This is a genomic window from Rhizobium sp. CCGE 510, from assembly GCF_000292525.1.
Lineage (GTDB): Bacteria > Pseudomonadota > Alphaproteobacteria > Rhizobiales > Rhizobiaceae > Rhizobium.
The window spans coordinates 94,852-113,378 of record NZ_AEYF01000022.1; the positions used below are offsets into that span (position 1 = coordinate 94,852).

At 57.2% G+C, this 18,527-nt stretch carries 23 protein-coding genes; 12 read left to right on the forward strand and 11 right to left on the reverse strand.

The genetic code is table 11. The annotated features are described in order from the left end of the window. The first annotated feature begins 52 nt into the window (after positions 1-52). The 3 genes from RCCGE510_RS12220 to RCCGE510_RS12230 all read left to right on the forward strand — a co-directional run bounded on the left by RCCGE510_RS12220 (position 53) and on the right by RCCGE510_RS12230 (position 1,411). Complete coding sequence (locus RCCGE510_RS12220; protein ID WP_007630328.1) at positions 53-514, forward strand: hypothetical protein; 462 nt, start codon at positions 53-55, stop codon at positions 512-514. Positions 515-606: 92 nt separating this feature from the next. Beyond that, positions 607-921, forward strand: coding sequence for a hypothetical protein (locus RCCGE510_RS12225; protein WP_037078449.1), 315 nt, complete (start codon positions 607-609; stop codon positions 919-921). 25 nt (positions 922-946) lie between these two features. After that, positions 947-1,411, forward strand: a complete 465-nt coding sequence (locus RCCGE510_RS12230; RefSeq protein WP_007630330.1) for a hypothetical protein — start codon at positions 947-949, stop codon at positions 1,409-1,411. A 103-nt stretch (positions 1,412-1,514) separates the two neighbouring features. Here RCCGE510_RS12230 and RCCGE510_RS32900 read toward each other — a convergent pair whose 3' ends face one another. Continuing rightward, positions 1,515-4,580 (reverse strand): VWA domain-containing protein, encoded by a 3,066-nt coding sequence (locus RCCGE510_RS32900; RefSeq protein ID WP_192815303.1) that lies wholly within the window; start codon positions 4,578-4,580, stop codon positions 1,515-1,517. A 60-nt stretch (positions 4,581-4,640) separates the two neighbouring features. Here RCCGE510_RS32900 and RCCGE510_RS34740 point away from each other — a divergent pair, with 60 nt between their 5' ends. Then, positions 4,641-5,330 carry a hypothetical protein gene (locus tag RCCGE510_RS34740; protein WP_157179896.1) on the forward strand — a complete coding sequence of 230 codons (690 nt, stop codon included), beginning with the start codon at positions 4,641-4,643 and terminating at the stop codon, positions 5,328-5,330. A gap of 109 nt (positions 5,331-5,439) precedes the next feature. Here the strand turns inward: RCCGE510_RS34740 and RCCGE510_RS12240 are convergent, their stop codons facing one another. Continuing rightward, positions 5,440-6,375: a M48 family metalloprotease gene (locus RCCGE510_RS12240; RefSeq protein WP_007630332.1), complete on the reverse strand. Its 936-nt coding sequence runs from the start codon at positions 6,373-6,375 to the stop codon at positions 5,440-5,442. Then, positions 6,335-8,068, reverse strand: a complete 1,734-nt coding sequence (locus RCCGE510_RS12245) for a type IV secretory system conjugative DNA transfer family protein (RefSeq protein ID WP_007630333.1) — start codon at positions 8,066-8,068, stop codon at positions 6,335-6,337. Before RCCGE510_RS12245 ends, RCCGE510_RS12240 begins: the two co-directional genes overlap by 41 nt. Before the next feature lie 353 nt (positions 8,069-8,421). On the opposite strand from RCCGE510_RS12245, the gene RCCGE510_RS12250 reads away from it, so the two are divergent. Both RCCGE510_RS12250 and RCCGE510_RS12255 read left to right on the forward strand, forming a co-directional pair. Beyond that, positions 8,422-9,390: a toll/interleukin-1 receptor domain-containing protein gene (locus RCCGE510_RS12250; protein ID WP_007630334.1), complete on the forward strand. Its 969-nt coding sequence runs from the start codon at positions 8,422-8,424 to the stop codon at positions 9,388-9,390. A gap of 10 nt (positions 9,391-9,400) precedes the next feature. Next, on the forward strand, positions 9,401-9,877 hold the full coding sequence (locus tag RCCGE510_RS12255; protein WP_007630335.1) for a hypothetical protein: 477 nt from the start codon (positions 9,401-9,403) through the stop codon (positions 9,875-9,877). A gap of 214 nt (positions 9,878-10,091) precedes the next feature. Here RCCGE510_RS12255 and RCCGE510_RS12260 read toward each other — a convergent pair whose 3' ends face one another. The 3 genes from RCCGE510_RS12260 to RCCGE510_RS12270 are packed head-to-tail and all read right to left on the reverse strand — an operon-like array spanning position 10,092 to position 11,128. Then, a complete protein-coding gene (locus RCCGE510_RS12260) occupies positions 10,092-10,280 on the reverse strand; it encodes a hypothetical protein (protein ID WP_007630336.1) in 189 nt (62 codons plus the stop codon). 56 nt (positions 10,281-10,336) lie between these two features. After that, positions 10,337-10,915: a Fic family protein gene (locus tag RCCGE510_RS12265; RefSeq protein WP_007630337.1), complete on the reverse strand. Its 579-nt coding sequence runs from the start codon at positions 10,913-10,915 to the stop codon at positions 10,337-10,339. Between the two features lie 3 nt (positions 10,916-10,918). Next, positions 10,919-11,128 carry a hypothetical protein gene (locus RCCGE510_RS12270; RefSeq protein WP_007630338.1) on the reverse strand — a complete coding sequence of 70 codons (210 nt, stop codon included), beginning with the start codon at positions 11,126-11,128 and terminating at the stop codon, positions 10,919-10,921. A 371-nt stretch (positions 11,129-11,499) separates the two neighbouring features. Between RCCGE510_RS12270 and RCCGE510_RS35170 the strand changes: the two genes are divergently transcribed. The 6 genes from RCCGE510_RS35170 (at position 11,500) to RCCGE510_RS12300 (ending at position 14,560) form a co-directional block, all read left to right on the forward strand. Continuing rightward, a complete protein-coding gene (locus RCCGE510_RS35170; RefSeq protein WP_192815304.1) occupies positions 11,500-11,664 on the forward strand; it encodes a hypothetical protein in 165 nt (54 codons plus the stop codon). Positions 11,665-12,070: 406 nt separating this feature from the next. After that, positions 12,071-12,268, forward strand: coding sequence for a hypothetical protein (locus RCCGE510_RS12280; RefSeq protein WP_007630340.1), 198 nt, complete (start codon positions 12,071-12,073; stop codon positions 12,266-12,268). After that, positions 12,268-12,909, forward strand: coding sequence for a DNA methyltransferase (locus tag RCCGE510_RS12285; protein WP_007630341.1), 642 nt, complete (start codon positions 12,268-12,270; stop codon positions 12,907-12,909). The genes RCCGE510_RS12280 and RCCGE510_RS12285 overlap by 1 nt, the downstream gene beginning before the upstream one ends. 88 nt (positions 12,910-12,997) lie before the next feature. After that, positions 12,998-13,264 carry a type II toxin-antitoxin system ParD family antitoxin gene (locus RCCGE510_RS12290; protein WP_007630342.1) on the forward strand — a complete coding sequence of 89 codons (267 nt, stop codon included), beginning with the start codon at positions 12,998-13,000 and terminating at the stop codon, positions 13,262-13,264. A gap of 3 nt (positions 13,265-13,267) precedes the next feature. Beyond that, positions 13,268-13,585: a type II toxin-antitoxin system RelE/ParE family toxin gene (locus tag RCCGE510_RS12295; protein WP_007630343.1), complete on the forward strand. Its 318-nt coding sequence runs from the start codon at positions 13,268-13,270 to the stop codon at positions 13,583-13,585. 90 nt (positions 13,586-13,675) lie between these two features. Beyond that, positions 13,676-14,560 carry a hypothetical protein gene (locus tag RCCGE510_RS12300; RefSeq protein WP_007630345.1) on the forward strand — a complete coding sequence of 295 codons (885 nt, stop codon included), beginning with the start codon at positions 13,676-13,678 and terminating at the stop codon, positions 14,558-14,560. 315 nt (positions 14,561-14,875) lie between these two features. Here RCCGE510_RS12300 and RCCGE510_RS12305 read toward each other — a convergent pair whose 3' ends face one another. The 5 genes from RCCGE510_RS12305 to RCCGE510_RS12320 form a co-directional block, all read right to left on the reverse strand. Continuing rightward, the gene (locus RCCGE510_RS12305; protein ID WP_157179897.1) at positions 14,876-15,682 is read right to left on the reverse strand and encodes a DUF4760 domain-containing protein; all 807 of its coding nucleotides are present in this window, start codon (positions 15,680-15,682) and stop codon (positions 14,876-14,878) included. A gap of 287 nt (positions 15,683-15,969) precedes the next feature. Beyond that, on the reverse strand, positions 15,970-16,998 hold the full coding sequence (locus RCCGE510_RS12310; protein ID WP_037078475.1) for a nucleotide-binding protein: 1,029 nt from the start codon (positions 16,996-16,998) through the stop codon (positions 15,970-15,972). Positions 16,999-17,171: 173 nt separating this feature from the next. Further along, a complete protein-coding gene (locus tag RCCGE510_RS35970; RefSeq protein WP_276310642.1) occupies positions 17,172-17,294 on the reverse strand; it encodes a hypothetical protein in 123 nt (40 codons plus the stop codon). Next, positions 17,291-17,593: a hypothetical protein gene (locus RCCGE510_RS12315; RefSeq protein WP_007630348.1), complete on the reverse strand. Its 303-nt coding sequence runs from the start codon at positions 17,591-17,593 to the stop codon at positions 17,291-17,293. The genes RCCGE510_RS35970 and RCCGE510_RS12315 overlap by 4 nt, the downstream gene beginning before the upstream one ends. Beyond that, positions 17,593-18,465 (reverse strand): phage integrase N-terminal domain-containing protein, encoded by an 873-nt coding sequence (locus RCCGE510_RS12320; RefSeq protein ID WP_007630349.1) that lies wholly within the window; start codon positions 18,463-18,465, stop codon positions 17,593-17,595. Before RCCGE510_RS12320 ends, RCCGE510_RS12315 begins: the two co-directional genes overlap by 1 nt. Positions 18,466-18,527 lie beyond the last annotated feature (62 nt).

Consider the following 18,527-nt stretch of genomic DNA (forward strand, 5'->3'; position numbering starts at 1 on the left):
CAAACCGGCCGTTCCCACAAGGTCTGCTTTGAACACGATAGGGAGCGCCACCATGACGGATGAGGAAGAGTTGGACCTTCTCCAACAGGAAGCGCTGTCGCTGGGGAAACGCATCGGCGATCTTGACCATGAGATTGCGCGTGAGGTCCGTACCTTTGCGCCCGGCTTCACGGATGGCGAAAAGACCATCTCGCGAATGCAGGACCGCTATGAGGCCAAACTGAAATTCGTGTTCGATCTGGGCAGAGTCAGCGTTCACATTGAAGATCTGGAAAATCGCATTCGGCAGCGAGACGCCTTGGAACGAGCAAACGCTTTGGCCGAGGGACGACCGGTCTCGCAGGAGGATTACCTGGATTGGATACGGCCCTCACTCGATGCGCCGGAACGAGAACAAGCGATCGAACAGGAGAGTTATCATCGCCCGCATGAGGGCGAGGAGCGGATGGTGCAGGAAATGCACCGCGAGGATCTGGCGCCGGACGACTATCCCGACGGGTGGAGAAGCAGGTAGATTTCCGGCAATCCTGACTGGCCCCGGCTTGGTGCATAATAAAGCCACAGGTAGCACTTGCGGAGGTGCGCAATCCATCCCATCATGTTGCCATGACCAAGGTTTTTACCGGCTCTGTCTTCGGAATCCGTGAACTGACGGATAAGCAGCGTGAAGCGACACGGCGTGAATTGGCATGGCTGGAGACCGACCTTATCCGCCGCCGCAAGCGCCTGGCCTACTGGTCGATGCGCAAGGCCCAGGCGGAAACCATGCCCGGTATCCCCGAGGAACTGCGTGAGGGTGCGTTCTATTTCCACGCCCGCGCCCAGGAGCTGGTGGCATCGGGCGAACGCCTGCGTGCCTATCTCGTTGCCGAACTACAAGACCAGCCCGAACACCTGCCTGCCTATCACTACGCCCACTGATTGGGCGACGCCCGGAGATGACCAGATGGATATGAGGGGTGAACTAAGTCATCTTCAGGATAGGGCGCAATCCCTGGATAGGGCCGTCAGGGACATCGATCATGACATCGACCGGGCGCTGGACTCCGTTGCCACAGGTCAGGATACCGCGCGTATTCTGGCCTATGTGCGGGAGCGTCAGAATACGCAGCTGGGGTTTATGTACGATCTCGGCAAGACCGAGGCGCGGATTGAGGATCTGCAGCACCGCATCCGGGAGCAGGAGGAACGCGGAGGCGAGACGCGTTCGGTCGAGGTTTGGGAGCGCGAGGCGCCGGTTGCCGGGGAAGATCACCTGGACTGGCTGCGGCCGACCCTTGATGCACGGGATACGTCCCCTGAGCGCGATGACCGTCATCCCCAGCGCGACGGCGAAGAGCGGCTTTTAGAGGAAATGCACCGCGAGGATGTGGAACCGGAAGATCATCTGGACTGGTGGAAGCGTGGCTGAAGGATGCGCCGCTGCCTGTCGGGGCTTATTCCCGCCAGGCCATATACACGGAGAATCCGTCCTGCGCCGCAGTCGTTTCTTCCCAACCTATGCGAGGCCATCATCAGATGACAAAGATTGAACCCTCATCAAGAGCCACACCAGACTTCAGAATTGCGATGGTCAAAGGAGAGTCGTCCCCCAACCCATCGCTATCGTAAAGCAGCCTTCCACTTGTTGAATCGTACAAAACGCGTTGAGCGAATGTAGTAGCACTGGCCGAATAGCTGAACTCCGCCGAGGAAAGATGACCTGGTTCCAGCGTATCGAATATTGCGCTATCCAACACGATTGTATCCTCGCCGACCGTGAAGTCGTTTACTCGATCGGTGCTCCCCTTGAGCGCGGTATTAAAGACAAAGTAGTCGCGACCCTGGCCCCCTGCCAGTCGATCATTGCCAGCGCCGCCATATAGCCAGTCACTACCTTCACCTCCCGAGAGCAGATCGTTACCCTTTCCGCCGTAAAGCGTGTCGCTTCCACCTTTACCAGAAAGGCTGTCGGCACCGGCTCCACCATGGAGGACATTGCTATTTTGTCCGCCCACAAGGTGATTATCGAGTGAATTCCCGGTTCCAATCACTGCGTTGCCGGTAAGTCTCAAATCCTCGACGAAAGGACTTAAATCGAAATCAACCGATGAGACGACGTGATCCCGTCCGCCATCATCGGTTCCCGCTACCTCATCTTCAACGACTTTGTCATCCTTGTTGTCGACAATATACGTATCGTTGCCAGCGCCGCCAAACATGATGTCAGCACCGATTCCCCCGTCGACAGTGTCATCTCCGCCGAGCGCGTGAACGACGTCGTTCCCTTTGAGAGCGTGAATGACATCACCATTGCCCGTGCCGAGAAGATCATCGTCCTTGTCTGTGGGCTTGATCGGCACAAACGTATCGTCGTTAAGAACCGTCAACACGATGGAGCGGGAGCCGTAAGTGGCAGGTTGGCTAATGCTCCCAATGGTTACCGTGATCGTTTCGTCCGGTTCGGCCGCCGTATCACCAATAACCGCTAACGAAAGTGTCTTGGACAATTCGCCGACTTTGAAAGATACCGATGCCGGTAGGCCTGTGAAGTCGGAATCATCGGCGGTGCCACCGGCCGCCAATATTAAGGTGGCCGCGTCATCGGCAACGTCGCGTGATACCGTGAATTGCACGATCCTGGAGCCGCTATCTCCTTCATCGACGGAAGCAACATCAGAACTGATCGTGTAGATCGGGAGATTAATCACCTCAAGAAGAGCCGATACGACTTCAGATGCATCGCTTGCAGTGAAGGACTTTCCACCAGTCATTCCTGAGATGTCATTGAACGCATCGGTCGTATCGCCTGCACCCCCAATAATGATCGAAAATATCTGGACAGGGACGACAGAACCGGTATCTGGGTCGGCGAGCTCGAAACTCGTGAGATAAAGATTGGAGCTGAGCGACGCGCTGACCAGGCTTTTCGAAACCGAAACGTTCAGATCAGAAGCGAGGGCAAACACCTGACTGGCCAGATAATCGTCATTGGGTGGGGCGTCTCCAAACAAGATGATCTTTCGTGCAGCGGCATTGTCGCGCCATTCTCCCGCTCCTCCATTGAGCGCACGCAGCAAACCGGAATAGACCGCCTCCGGGTAGTCGCCACCACCAGAAGCATAAAGCTCATTTATGGCGCTGATAGCAGCGCTCTTTCTATCGGCTGGATCACTCTGATCAGTGAAGCTTGTAAAGGTTTGGGTATAGGGGTCGTTATACCCCACGACCGCGATGCGCGAATTCAGGAGTCCTCGATCAACGTCAAAGATGGCGTCGATGATCGCGGTCGATTGTGCTTTCACCGCGTCAATATCGTCGTACATGCTCCCTGTCGTATCGATGACAAACGCTATGTCTTGTCCCGGCTTAAGACTGACTTTCTTGTCTGAGAATTCAGCGAATTCGACCCCAGTTAAGGTGTCGGTACCCTCGCTGTTTCCCCCTTGATCGACAATGCGAACGCTGTCGTCTTCGAGGAACTCAATTTTGTAAGAGCTGAAGCCGCCTTTATATACAGCGGAATCGTCGCCTTCGAATGAACCTAGTACAAAAGCGCCCCCCTCAAGCGTGTCGTCGCCGGCTCCGCCGACCATGCGGTCGTTACCCAGTCCGCCGGACAAAGTGTCGTTTCCATCACCGCCCCAAAGCTCGTCCGAGAAGACTCCGCCGGTTAGGTGATCATTTCCCTTGCCTCCAACCATTTGAAAAGCGGTATAGACGTCGGCACTCAATTCCGGACCGATATTGGGTCCGGAGGGGTGTGGAAACCTGTCGATAACGTCGTCGTCGTTTGTTCCGTAGACGATTTTTTTCCCGTCGGCCGTATAGTACCTGAAGAGATCTTCGGAGTTTAGCGAACCCAGATAACCCAATCCGGTCAAAAGCCCGGCTTCTGCAACAGCAAGCTGAGAAAGGGCGGCGGCTTTCGACACTAGGCCTGTGGCATCATCGACAAACGCCGCATCTGCCTCAAAATCATGCTGGGTATAACTCGCGTAACTTTTTCCGCTCCCATCGTATAGGATCTTAACGCCGGTGGTGTCATTTTTGATGACAGGAATTAATCCGTAGGGGTCAAGTGCTTGAGTCAATTGCCAATTTGGGAATTGGGCTACAAACCTATCTGACTGAAAATCAAAGTCGTCATTGTTGGCTATGATTGTCAGATTGGAAATGGAGTAATCACCGTCCGCACTGACGTTAAACGTCATTCCGTCGCCAAGATGAAATTGACTTGAACCAAAGACGTAGGCACGCTCGATAAAATCACCGGAAGTCCCTCCGGTAAAATAGTTGTTTACCGAGAACGACAGTCCTGCTGCGGTTCCAAGTGCAGTTCGGAGTTCGGAGACAGTATAGGATTTACCAAATTCAAGTGTAGGGTTTGGTCTCTCGTTGTCGGCGAAAAAGGCTTGGACCAAAGGAGTAGATGACGCTTTGGCATAACGGCCCGCGCCCTCCAGTAAATAATCACTCATGCTTAGGGTTATCGAGGGTGCAGCCGCAGTTTCCGGACGTATATGATCATTGGGGTCATCTGAAGGATTGGTCGTTCCATAGACAAGAAGTTTTGTGAGAGCGAATTCATCAACATTCATTGACTTGTCCTCCGAAATACAAAACATTTCACGGACGAAAGGTTTGGTATGCTTCCGCGGATGAAGATTGTTAATGGATACTTAATAAAATTCAAAGTAGCAACTGTTGTTGTGCCGTTTTGTATCGCATTGGCAGTGCCATTGGCCGCTGTCGCGCGTTGTCCCGGTATGGGCGCCGAACAGAAAGGTTCATTGAGTGTGGCCGTGTCCGAAAACGTGACAGTCCACTTGAAGGATGAGGTGCTTGTTTTGGAGGTAAACGGCGTTGAAACCTCCATCACATCGGTCAAACAAGAGGACAATGGACCGCCTACGAATGTTGTGGCCCTAAGTGGCAACCTCTTTGCTGTTCTCGGCCCTCAAACGAGCTATCTTGTGCGGTTGACGAGCGACTCCGGGCGGTTAGCCTTGGGATCACGTGATAAGCTTCCGACACGATACGATATTCCCTGTGGACTCTGGGCACAAACATTTGGGGCCTGTCCTGTAGCCCAAGCGACATTCAGCAAAGCCCTCCACGGCATCGTCGTTTCGGGTTGGTCAGGTGGCTCGCCGGAGGATTTTGGTGCAATCGTCTTTTCGGGCGAGAATGCAGGAGCACATACCCTGAAGTCTCCCGATGGCGCCCCTCTAGGCTATCTCTGGGATGACAATGCAGGGCATGCCGTTGTACGCACCCAATCAGGCAAAGGTTACTTGTTAAGCGCTTCAACCCTCGTTCAGTGCGGCAATTATCCGCCGTTGGAGTGACAACGCCAAGATTGAGAGCGGCGGTGCAATATTCGACTCAGCGGGCAACTAGCTTGCCCTCGCTACAAGGTAGTGAGTCACGATAGAGCGTTCCGACCATTGTATAATTTCAATTTTCGCTACCTGCATAAGCGATATCTTCCACTTTCGGCGGCGTCTGTGCGGATTCCATTGCTACGGGATCCGACATCCTCAGCAATGGCAGGCGTTGCATATAGGTTTCGGCTTCGAGAGCTGCCCGCCGCTCCTCAAGCGTCGGATGCGTTGAAAGCATCGAGCCGGCGGCGACGCCGCGGAACATCAACCGTGCATGGGTGCGCTCGAATTCGCTCAGTTCCGGTCCGTTATGCAATTTCTCGAGCGCGGCAATCATATGCTCCTTGCTGGTGAGGGCGGCCCCGATGGCGTCAGCCCAGTATTCGCGGCTGCGGGAGAGGCGCAGCACGAGCAGTTCCGAGACCCAGGTCAGGAACCAGCGGCCCCAGCGCTGGGCGGTCTCGGAAAAGCCGAGATACCAGACCAGGGAGTTCTGGAACGAGCGGGCGAGGCCCATGCGGCGCATGTCGTTGTTGGCGATATGGGCCAGTTCGTGGCCAATGATGGCGTCCACCTCCACCTCGGTCAGCGTATCGATGAGCGGCTGGCCGATGACGACCAGGGCATTGTCGGCGCTGGCGCCGATGGCGTAGGCGTTGTTGTGCGGCATGACGCCGACCCACGGTCGCGTCTTGAGGCCCAGCTTGGCGGCCAGCGCATAGACGCGCTGGGACAAGGCTTCATCTTCCTTGAGCAGGGTAATGCCGTGCTGGCGGAGCGCGCTTTCGCGCTGGCGACCGAGGCCGATCAGGCCCCAGATGGTGCCCCACAACGGCACCACCAGGAAACCGCCGGACGCGCTCCCGGCCGCAACCGCAATGCCTATCCCGACGGGCGCGGAGATGAGGCTGGCCCAGGCCAGACCGGCCCAGCTGCCAAAGACCAGGCCAAGCCAGGTCGGCAGGGTGCTATTCTTCAGGTTTTGATGGTTGATGGTCGTTTCCGTCATCGCTTTCCCCTTTTGTGATCATGCCAATGCGGTTGCGGCAGGTCTCGCTCTTTTCATGCACGACGAGCTGCGTCTTGAACGGTCTGGTGCCCGCAATGTCGGTAATGCCGTAGCGCCAGCCGTCGCCCTGCCAGCCCCCGAGCAGTTCCCGGACCTCGTCGCTGGTGAGCAGCGGGCGGCCCAGAAACTGGACGCCCTCCGTCATCGAAAACCCGGTGTTGGTCGAGGCGTCGCCAGACCAGTCCCCGAGGTGGGAGGAAACGTTGGCGCCGGCGCTCGTAGTGGGGATCGCATGGGTTTTTTGGCCCAGATAGCCACCGATCATCTTGGCGGTGTCGTCGTCATTGATGCCGAAGAACTGCTTGACCGCGCAGTTGAGGAATGGGCGCCAGCTGTTGCCGGGATAGTGCTCCTCGATCGAATAGATGTCCTGCAGGAAGAACCATAGCCGGACACCGGCGCCGGCATGGGTGCGGATCGCATCGCGGTATTCCGGGAAGGGGCCGATGTTCAGGAATTCGTCGAGCACGAACAGGACCGGGATGTCCGGCACGCGCGGGTTGGCAAGCATGGCATCGAGGGCAGTCTTCAGGACGACCCGGAGCCAGCCCGAGAACGTCTTCATCATGTCGAACGGGATTTCGATGTAGACCGTGGCGGGACGGTCCTTCAGGCTCTCGAAGTCGACCTCGCTGCCGCTGACGCTGCGCTGGATATCCACGTCCTTCCACTCGTAGAGCTTGCTGGTCAGCGTCTCCTGCAGAACCTTCAGTCCGCGCTGCGGGTCCTTTTCGAGGACCGCGCGGGCAGCGTCAGCGGACGGCGGGAAGGCTTCCATCTCCTTGGCAGCTTTGAGCAGGCTGCTGCCTTTCAGCGACGCCATCTGGCACACGGTTGCCAGAGTTCGGCGATGCGGCGGCGCCTTATAGCGGACATACATGATGATCGCCGTCATGAAGCCGACCGCGTCCTCGGCAAAGAACGTCGGCGACTTCGGGTCCCGCGGGAACATCTGCTGAGCGATGGCACGGGCGTCGGCGTCGCGACGCACGCGGCTGACCGGATCGAAGCGGTGGACGGGTTTACCCGAGCCTCCGTCGAGCGGCGCAATACGGTAAACCGGCCCCAGCTTGCTGCGCCATTGCGACGTCGCCTCGAACAGCTCACCCTTTGGGTCGAGCACGACGCAGCTTCCCTGATAGCGCAGCAGGTTGGGGATGATGGTGGTCTTGCCTTTGCCCGAGCGCGTCGGCGCGATCGTCAGGAGATGGCCGTCGCCATCCCAATGCACGAACCCCGCAGGCGAGGGCTGCCCTTCGTCGCTGAATGTTCCGAGCAGGATCGACCGGGGGTCGTCGAAGGCATTTCTGTCCCGGAGATAAGAATGAAGAGTCTGTGAGGTCGGCCACCGGGCCGAGCCGTATAGAGGCGGCGGGTCGGCAAGCTGGCGGTCACGCTCCTGGCGGGCAGCCAGATCCCGCTTCGCACGCTCGATGATTGGCCCGGGATCTCTGCCTGAGCGGACTGCCGCCTCCACCGCGTCGGCGACTTCGGGGCCATACAGCTCCTCGACCTGCTGTCGAGCCGAGCGGGCTTTCAGCCGTCTTCCGGTCTTAAGTCCCCATTTTCCCCACTTCAGCGCAAGCGAGACGTTGCGCTGCAGATCCCCCAGCGGATCAAACTTATTGGTCATGAAATGAATTGCCCCAGAAAATTATAGCTAGAGTAGCAATCCGAATGCGAAACGCAACCGGACTTTTATTGGGATTATACTTCGCTCGCGGGGCGGATCGGCCATACAGAAGGCCCAGCACAGGGCGGAACCGACCGTGCGTTCAGGGCCGGGATGATGCGTAGCGCCGTCTCAAGCGTGAACACGCGCGGCGCAAGCGACGATAAAACCCAAGAAAGGCTATTTAATCCGATGGCAGACAAGTCTCCGGAACCGGAGGCGCCATTGGAGACTCTTAAGGTTGGACAACCTGAAGAGGCATCTTGTCATCCAGACCTGAAGTACCCCATATTTCTCCGCGTAAAGGGGGAGAAATGCCAAACGTTTTCTTTTCATATTCGCATGCGGATGAGCGGTTGAGGGACCAGTTGGAGATCCAGCTGTCGATGCTGAAACGTCAGGGCGTGATCGCAACGTGGCACGACCGGCGTATCGGCGCCGGCGAGGAAATCCACCCCGCGATCGACGACCATATCAACACGGACGACATCATTCTCCTGTTGGTCAGTCCCGATTTCATTGCCTCCGACTACTGCTACGACATTGAAATGCAGCGTGCGATGGAGCGCCATGACAGAGGCGACGCCATCGTCATTCCCGTCATTCTGCGGGCTTGTGATTGGCATCCCGCGCCATTCGGCAAGCTGAAGGCAGTTCCGCTCGATGGAAAGCCTGTCACTCACTGGCCGGACATCGACGAGGCTTTCCTGCAGGTCGCTAAGGCCGTCCGCGAAGCTGCCGCGCGTTCAGGCATCAAAGCTCAGGCTGCGCCTGCCCGGAGTACCCCGGTCGGGGTCACGCCATCCTCTCCCGTTCCTCAATCTCCGGCGCCGCGTTCCAGCAACCTGCGGCTCGCCAAGACTTTCACTCAGCGAGACAAGGACCGGTTCCGGGAGGAAACGTTCGAATACGTCGCCCGGTTTCTTGAGAATTCCCTCGGCGAACTCGGGGATCGGAATCCTGGCTTTGAAGGTGTCTTCAAGCGGGTGGACGCCAATCGGTTCTTCGCCACCATCTACCGAGATGGCAAAGATGTCGCCAGAGGGACCGTCTACACGGGCGGAGAGGCCTGGGGTCGAGGCATCAATTATGTGCAAGGTGAGACGACCGCCAGTAACACCATGAACGAGTCTCTGACAATCGAGGCGGACGACCAGACACTCTACCTCAAAAGCATGGGGATGGGATTCGGCCAGGACCGCGACCAGAAGCTTTCGCAGGAGGGTGCCGCGGAGTTGCTGTGGGGCATCCTTATCCGACCTCTCCAAGGCTCCAACTACTAGGATCGAAAACATGCTGTCACTGGATGAATTCACCGTCGGCACTTTGGCAGATGCCAAACCGCTGAGCCTAATGTTGCCCCACGGCCAGTACGATGAACCCGTCTTGGTCGGCCACATCGACGCCGCGCCGATGGCGTTGTTTCTCTCGGGCCAAATCGCCTTTCGCTATTTTCCGAGTGCGGACAATGATGATTGGCGCGGCCTTATTATTCCGAACGTGCGCGTCGAAGTGGACGAAACCAGCCTGCTTAATCCCGCAAGAGTCGATGTGCCGCAGGGTTCGGTTGTAAGACAGGACACCCGCCTCGTTGTCGAAGCGAAGCCGGAACGTTCATTGGGAGGATCAGCCTCAATTACTCTTTCAGAGAGTTTGAAGGACGTCGGCAAGTTGAGTATCGGCTTTGGCAATTGGCAGGTCGTGATAGGTGAGGGAAACGCAAAGCGCGTGCTGTGGCAGCGTAATCCTAAACCCCCAAAGGGTGCCTAGACGATTCTGCGGATCTCCGCTGTGAGCGGCCCTAGGTTGATACGCTCCAATAAGCAAAGTCCGGATGCCCGAGGTCGGAACCGACCATGCATCCGGGGTTCATCAAATCGAGTGCAACCGTATGAGACGCTGGGATATGTGCGCGATGGCGGCGGAGGCGCGCGCGAATACGGGGTATAGCCTCCGGAACCGGTGGCGTTGGCCCTAAAGCGAACTAGGCCCGTCTTTCCCGGTTCGTCGTCCAGAACGTGATCTGGGGCATGGGGCGAGCATCCAGATAGCCCGTAATGATATCGGCTCGGACATCAAGTCCCGTTTTATGCGCGCGCCGAACAGCCTCGTTGACCATACGCATAGCCTCGATCAACTGATCTTCTGCGATGAATTCTTCTTCGAGAGCCATACGTTCCATGAAAACCCTATGGGAGATTGAATACGGATCGGCGGGGTGCCGGATTGCTAGAGCATACCCTGGATTTCGCCGGACAGCGCGGTAATGTCACCGCTGAAACTGGCGATCATCGCGTCCAGAAATGGCTTTGGCCGTAGTTTGTCCTCATCCAGTCCGTACCCAGCATTGCGGGTGAGCATGGTCAGGAACACCAGTTGGATACGGCCATTGCCTTCACGGAAGGGGTGGATAGCGTTTAATTCGGCAAGAAACCGCGCCGCCTCTCGTGCAAAGCTGTCTTTGTCTTTGGCGCTCGCAAGATTTTTCCGAGCGGCCAACTCACTAAACAGCTTATTTGCCTCGCTCTCGATATATTCCGGATAGCAGAACCAGTTGTCGCCTTTGCCCGTGCGGATGGTTCGAGTTTCGCCCGCCCAGTCGTATACGTCCTGAAAAAAATGCCGGTGCAGCGCGCGGTAATGGGTAAAATCGAGACTACCTTCAGGGAGCGCTTCATCCGCCCTGGAGTCAAACATCAGTTGTTCGAACTCATCCAATTGATCCTGATCTGCGATGTCGGCCCTATTCCGCAATACATGCGTGCCAGGATAGCACAGCGGGTCTTCAACGGCATTGTAACGGACCACCCGTCAGCCCTTCTTGAAGGCTTTGACGATTTCGCTGCGGTAAGCGTCACCTTTGAGGCCGCTTGCGCTCAGTTTTTCCGATAGCGATTTGGAACCAGCATTTAGCTTCAATCCTTCGACCTCGGCGAACTTTGCGGCCTTCTGGGCGCCAATAGGACGCGTAACAAACTTACCGGTCTCGGCGGAACGAGCTGATTTGGTTTCTTTTCCCATGGCCCACCCTACCATTGCAACCGACCCGTTGCCTACTGTTTTGTGGATTACGGTTGTGTCTCCGCGTGAAGGTGGCGGACGCCCAACGCCTTTGCCGCGCTCGCTCAGATCCCTCAGAGTTCGCCGTTCCGTCAAGAAAAGGGGAGCGATACGGAGGGGTGGGGTCTGCTCAGATGTCCCAGTCTATCATGGCGAACCGGCACGCCTCAAAAACGAGCGGCCCCTCCCATTTTGCCTCCGCTCCGTTGCACTGCGCTCCGACAAAATCGGTTCCTCCGCACGCCGGCGAGCCGGTCGCTGACGCGCTTTTTGACCCGCACCACTTCCCCACGACAGCCCGCGCCATCTTTCTCAAACATCAGGAGACGACGATGCTGCTGGAACACCATATCGAGGAACTGCGGGCCGAACTCAGGGAGTGCATGGATGCGGGGGAGCGCCGCATCATCGAGGTCGAACTCGACTTGGCGCGGGCCGAGCTGGAGGTATTCCAAGCCGAATGCGAGGGCCGCATCAGCGCGGAGCCTCCCTTCTGAGGGAGGCTGAGGTTATCGGCCGGGCGAATTGGCGTGTCCCAGTTTCATGGCTTCGGACGGTAGTTCGGCACCTTTCAGGCTTCCGGGAAAGAACAACGATGGCTGCCATTTCGCTCGGCTGACCAAGCAGCGCCAGGCCACCAGTGTGTGTCGTCCCCGTTTACGCCACGGAGAGATCTGGTTTGCTTGGGCTGTTTCACTGCTTCTCCCGTAGCGGCTGCGCTCCGCGGCCGGAACGGTCGGGGTATGCGTCCGGTTTCCGCCGCCGGCAATCGGCTGCCCGCTCCACTCGCTGCGCTCCCGTGTGGCCGTTGCCTGCGGCCGCCTGTGGCTTGGAAGCTCAGCGCAGAGAATCCCCGACCGGCCGCGAGAGGCGCAGCCGGATAACCAACGGGGAGAACCCATCATGAAAAAGACCCAAAAGAGCAAACCCGACTACGCCGTCTACGTCGTCGAAGGGGAGGGCGACAACGCTCACTGGACGAAGATCGGCGCAGGCTGGTCGCACGGCGACGAGGAAGGCATCAACATCACTTTGTCGGCCCTGCCGCTGAATGGCCGCCTGACTATCCGTAAACCGAAAGCCCAACGGGACGACGCCTAATGCGTCCGGCCCGCAACACTATCCTGCATGGCGACTGCATCACCCTGATGCAGTGCCTGCAGAGCGGGTCGGTGGACTTCATCTTGACCGATCCGCCTTATCTCGTGAATTATCGTGACCGTCACGGCCGCACCGTGGCCAACGACAGCAAATCCGACTGGCTGCGGCCCGCGTTCGCGGAGATGTATCGCCTCCTCAAACCCGGCGGGTTCGCGGTGAGTTTCTACGGCTGGAACAAGGTTGACGCCTTCATGGATGCGTGGCGCCACGCCGGGTTCCGGATCGTCGGGCATCTGGTGTTTGCGAAGGACTATGCCTCGTCGAAGCGGTTCTTGCGCTATACCCACGAGCAAGCCTACCTGCTGGCCAAGGGGCCGGTGCGTGAGCCTCGTTCGCCGCTACGCGACGTGCTCGGCTGGGACAACACCGGCAATCACCTCCACCCGACCCAGAAGCCGCTGCGGCCGTTGGCCGAGCTCATCGGTTCGTTCAGCCAACCGGGCGACCTGGTGCTGGACCCGTTTTGCGGGTCTGGCAGCACCCTCGTGGCCGCGCGCCGGTTGGGACGGGACTATCTCGGGATCGAGCTTGAGGCGCAGCATCACCTGACGGCCAGCTTGCGCGTGCACGAACTTGCCTGAAACGGGAATGTTGAGCAATTATCAACAGTTAACAACTGTTGATAATTGTTGTGCTGAGTCCTATAATGTAGGGAAGAGGGAATGCGCCATGGCAAGTTTTGCACTGAACGAACACTACGAGAATTTCATCAAGAAGCAGCTGGAATCCGGCCGCTACAACAATGCCAGCGAGGTTGTCCGCGCCGGCTTGCGGATGCTGGAAGACCACGAGGACTCCCGCGAGCGCTGGCTGAGCCAGGAGATCCCGGGCCGTTACGCCGAGTTAAAGCGCGACCCTTCCAAGGGTGTTTCCCTTGATGATGCGTTTGCCAGACTTGAGACGGAGCATCAGGCAAATCTGGCGAAAGCCAAGTAGTCAATGCACTACAAGATTATCCTGCACAAGCAGGCCGAGGCGGAATTGCGCCAGCTTTACCACGATCTTGCCAGCGTTGAGAAAGCGGGGCCTGTCGTGGCATGGAATTATGTCACCGGTATCCGCCAGTTCATCGCAGAACTCGCGACGTTCCCCAAACGCGGCACAGTACGGGACGCGCTTCTTCCGGGGCTTCGGATTATTGGTTACCGGCGAAGCGTAAGCATCGCCTTTGTGGTCGAGGACGCGCACGTGCTGGTTTTGGGTGTGTTCTACGGCGGACGGGATGTCACCATTGAGACTCTTGAAGAGCGCCTGTGATTGCGGCATGCAGTTCCAACGTTGGCTCGCGCCGCCTGACCATTGGCCATTGCCGGATCGTGTGAAGTTGAGTTCGCAGTAGGGGAAACCATGAACTTGCGAAACATGTGGTCAAGGAAAACCGAGCACTGGCGTTTCCGATATCTGCCGGGTCTGGTCGACCTTCTGGTGGCGGCGTCGACCTTCCAGGCGTGGAAACGTCTGAGCGGGATATCCCGGTTCGTGTTGGTCGACGGTAGCTTACTAGGTCACAGCATCACACATGAGACGGCGTGGATCTCCACCGGAACCAAGAAATGGGGGGATGTGGATATCGAGGGCGGATATGCGGCCAGGATCTGCGTTCATGGTCCCGATTGCGATACCGAGATCTACCGCAACGTCACCTACATGCCTGGTATCGCCCATCTGGCGCGGAAAGGCCTACTGGAGCTCTACACATCCGCCGAACTGGAGGACGAGCAAGCTCGCCATCCGGTCGGCCGCTTTCGAGGCTATGGCTTGATGGATCACGGCTTGTTCCGCGATATCCGAATGAGGAGCGTAGACGGCTATGCGTTTTCGACAATGGGACCGGGCTGGCTCACCAACTCCGATCCCAAAGCAGAGCAGCAAGCGCGCCTAGCGGGCTCAGATGACGCTCTTTATACCTCATTGCTGAAGAAGCTTGGCGCCAAGAATAATCTCGACGCCTGGCATATCCGGACCGCTGAACGCCACAATATGTTCTGCTTTCTGACAATGGATTTCAGCCTGAAGCGGCTGGTTGACGCAAACGCGCAGAAAGAGCCATTCCGCAGCCTGCGCACGCGCGTCATGACGCCGGTGGATTTGGGGCGCTTCCTTGGGTTGACGCCGGTCCCTCCCGCTTTTTTCAGCTACCACGATGCGAACTGGTTTGTCCGCTCCGACCTTCATTGGCCGGACAATACCCGGAGACGGCGAAGCGCATATCGAAAGCGAGGTGAGAGCTAGGCTTTGCAAATCAGTTAATGCGAGGCCGTTTGTCGCTCCCGCGGCCCCAGTTCCACCAGAGACCCGCTGGGTTTGCCCGATTTGGTGGGATGATATCGCGGGGACACCATGGAGAAGCGGATGAAGGGTAGGCTTTGCCAAATAAAGTTTGGTGGCGGCGGGAATGCGGGCTAAACCGCCCGTGGCAAGGTTGAGCTGAGCGTAGTGCCGCTGGCGTGAACACCCTCAGGTAACTTCAGAGGAGGTAACCATAGCCAAAGGTGTCACGTCGAACCGGACAGGTAGGCTCTGGAACCTACAGCGCGAACAGGATAACTAGGGTCCGTGAATACGGTTCGCCTGCAGCGGACCCAGGTTCAGCCCTTCCTTTATACGTTTGCGTCGCATCTCCTGCGCAGTGATCTCGATGTTCTCATAGATTTTGGGGTTGTAGCGGCCATAATCGTCCTGTCGTTCCTCCAAGAGGAAGGGTTCGAATGAATCCCAGAAATTTATGATGATAGATCGGAACGACTTGATCAAAAGGCCTTCATCGAGGTCCCTGGTGACGTAACCCACGCATATAAACTCAATATAGTTAGCCAGATATACCACGGACCATCGGAGGTTGATCGCGGGGTCTGTCACTGATTTCTGGGTCTGAGCTATGAGGCTTGTATCAATTTTAGTTTGCGGAGAAAAATGTTTTAATATTATTTCTCGGTGTTTATTATATTCCGCGCTATTCCGCATCTGGAGCAGGATATTTAAGGTATGTGCCTTTCGATTATTATTTCGATTTTCATAAGCAGTGTATAGCCATCCGAATGTCGCGAAAAGAGCCGCAGCCATGATAGGAAGCGAAGCGGGATTCTGTTGGTAAACGTCGTACGCAAAGACTCCATAGAGTGAAGCGAAGAAAAGCGCACTAATTGAAAATTTCTCAGACGATTTTAAACTTACTTTTTTCTGCATCCGGTTGAGGTATATGAAGCCTGCAGTCGTCAAAGGAATAAGGACAACCGCGACCATCCCGGGAAAAGGTAGGCCGAAAAATTTAATGATCAGGTTTGTGTAGGCCGTAAAGCAAACTACATAAAATAACGCCAAGGCCAGCGCTATTCTGACTGCGATCCCCTTCATGGATGCCCCCACATCAAAAAGATAGCGGCCCCGAGGGCCGCCATCCGTGTTGACCATTAAAGGCGGCCAGACCCTTCTCTCAAGATCATGTCAATCTCCAGAATGACAGCGAGTGTTTCAAATATATTGCGATTTCTATCTTAATCAAGTCCTATCGTTTTTGGAACAAAAAAAGAACATAATCGCATTATTTTGCGGCGCCCTGCGCCGCAGCATCCTAGGCTGTTGAATCATAAAGAGGAAATCGGGAGCATGAGGGGCGCCAGCGGCTGGATGGCAAGATCAGGTTAATCCCACAGCCGGTTGGGGTCGAATGCAAGTCCAGCCGCCTTAAGCTCCTTCACAAGCGCCATTTTCCAGCCGTCCGACAAATCCATGTCAGTATATACGACCCCGAATAGATCAGACGGCATCTCAACTTTCTCTTTGCGCAGCAGGCAGACCCTTCCGCGTCCTAGTTTCCCGGCAAAGTAGCCTAGTTCAAAGATAACGTTCTGACGGGCGCGTTGCGCTTGACCGGAGGCGGCCGCCGCTGATCCCACGTCATCCGGTGTGAGGAGTACCACCGCGAAACCGACTTCGTCCGCGCAATCTTCGTACTTCTCGATGATGGTCCGACCCTGGTTGGGTTGTTCCTTGAGGATGATAATTCCGAGCCCTACTTTCTCGAGGAACCGCGCCAGTTTTTCTAAAGCACCCTCGTCGTGGCCATGGACGATAAAAACTTTGTTGGATTTCGGCTTTGCCGGCCCAGGTACATTCACAGCAGCATTTTGCACGTCATTCGTCCCGTAAACGAGTGTTCCGCTCTCTGAAACGTCATTCATCGATCCGGCCGCGTCAGAAGCCTTCTTGAAGGCGTTCCGCTCTTTGTCGCCTATATTGGTAATCCATCCCGCGCGATAGATCTCGCCTGCTTCGTAAACGATCTCAGACTGGAGGGGATGCCCCTCCGATGTGCGCAGCTCGGGATCGCTAAGGGCATATTTCGCCAACGAGGTCGATCGGGCAGCCAAACCAGATCCGTCACCTATGCCGTTGGGGAGATCCCAACGGAGCAGCAGGGCATCGAACCCGGAGTGCCCCAGCACCTTCAGCATATCGCATGATGCAATCACCAGCGCCCTGGACGGAAAGGGCGGAAGTTTCCTTACCAAGGTTCCGTTTATCACTCCGTGCTCCACGCCGATGCTGGTTTGTTTCGGCTGCTGAACTTCAGCGCGAGATTTTAAGAATTCCTGCTCATTTTGCTTGTAGCCGGGCGGAAGCTCTAAACCACTGAAGAACCCAATGTTCCCATCGTCCCCATCAGGCATCGCGCCCTCCCTGTCCGTCACGATGGACACTACCTTAGATACGACCGTCTCCGCCATCCCGCATTTACAGGGGCAGTAAGTGAACTTGGCGAATAGGGGTTCAGGACGGAAATTTGTACTGAGTGATTTACCGCAGTTATCCGGGTGAGTACTGCACGTTAGCCTCAGGACAACTATTTGATCAGAACGTATAGGAGCACCAAGCCCAGAATGCCCGACAGGAGTCGGGCACTCAGGCTTGTGGCGGTGAGGAGCACCTGCAGCACGAGCAGCAGCGCCAGCAGGATGAGGGTCACCACGAGATCACCAGCTCTGGGTATTCGCTGGTGACCGCGGGGCGCAGCAGGTCCTGTTCGATGAGCGTGGGGCGCCAGATGTAGTGGAACTGCTCCTGGTCGAGCCATTCCTCCAGTGCCTTGGCGGCATCGGTTTCCGAGAGGTCGAACGGCTGGTCCTGGACGAGGCGGTGATGACGGTGGCCGTTGAAGGCCACCTCATCAATGGCGGCGGCGACAGCCGCCGGGTTGAACAGTTGATTGGCGTATTTGGTCCTGACGTTGGTCGCCATGAGATAGTTGCCCTCGGCACGTTTCATCAGAAGGCACTCCCCAGATAGGTATCGGTTATTTTCAGGCGGCCGTGGCCGAGCTCGGCGGATATCTGCCGCCGGGCGGCGCGATCGGCGTCGCGTTCGCCCGCGTTCATCTCCTTCCAGTCCTTGCCGCCGGCGAGGGGGCAGGCGAGGCCGGTGAGCGTTTGGTAGCGGCGCTGCGCATAGGCGTGGCGGAACCCGTGGGTATTGCGGAGCCCGGCCTTGTGGGTCTGGTACTCATAGCGCTTGAGCTGTTCGACATAGGTCAGTTCCGCCGGGATCAGTGAGCCCTGGCCTTGGACGAGGGCGGCGATGTGGTGGAGGGTCTGGCGCTGCTCAAGCGTGGTAATTGGCACCGTTCGAGGACGGCCGCCTTTGGTCCAACTGGCTTGAAGCGTGATGTGGTCGGCGCGCATGGCGACCTGCGGCCGGAACTTGATCGCCTCTTCGCGGCGCAGGCCGAAGGCGACCTGTAGCAGGAGCGAAGCCTGGATATGCGGGCTTTCGATCGCCTGAAACCGGATCTGGTCGAGAACCTGAGCGCGATTGCGCGTGACCTCGCCGCGCTCGGCGACACCGTAGCTGGCGTTGTCGCGGGAAACCACGTTGGGTTTGCCGATCTTCTCGGCCCACCAGCGCAGCCAGCTCAGCCGGTTGCGGACGCTGGCGTCGGTCTTGTCTTCGTTCAGCCATTTCTCGACGAGGGCCTCGGCATGTTTCGGCTTAAGTGAAGCCGCCGTCGGCAGCTTGTAGCCGATCTCGAGGAGTTCTTCGGCCATCGCGGCAAGGCCGCGCTGGCGGTTATTTTGGGTGCCGTAGGCACCGTCGCGGTTGCGGCGGCACAGCCGCACCAGGTCCATGGTCAAATCGTCCATCAGCCTCTTTCCTTTGTTCAAGGCGGTGAGTGTTGATGGCCGATGCCTGTCCTTAGATCAGG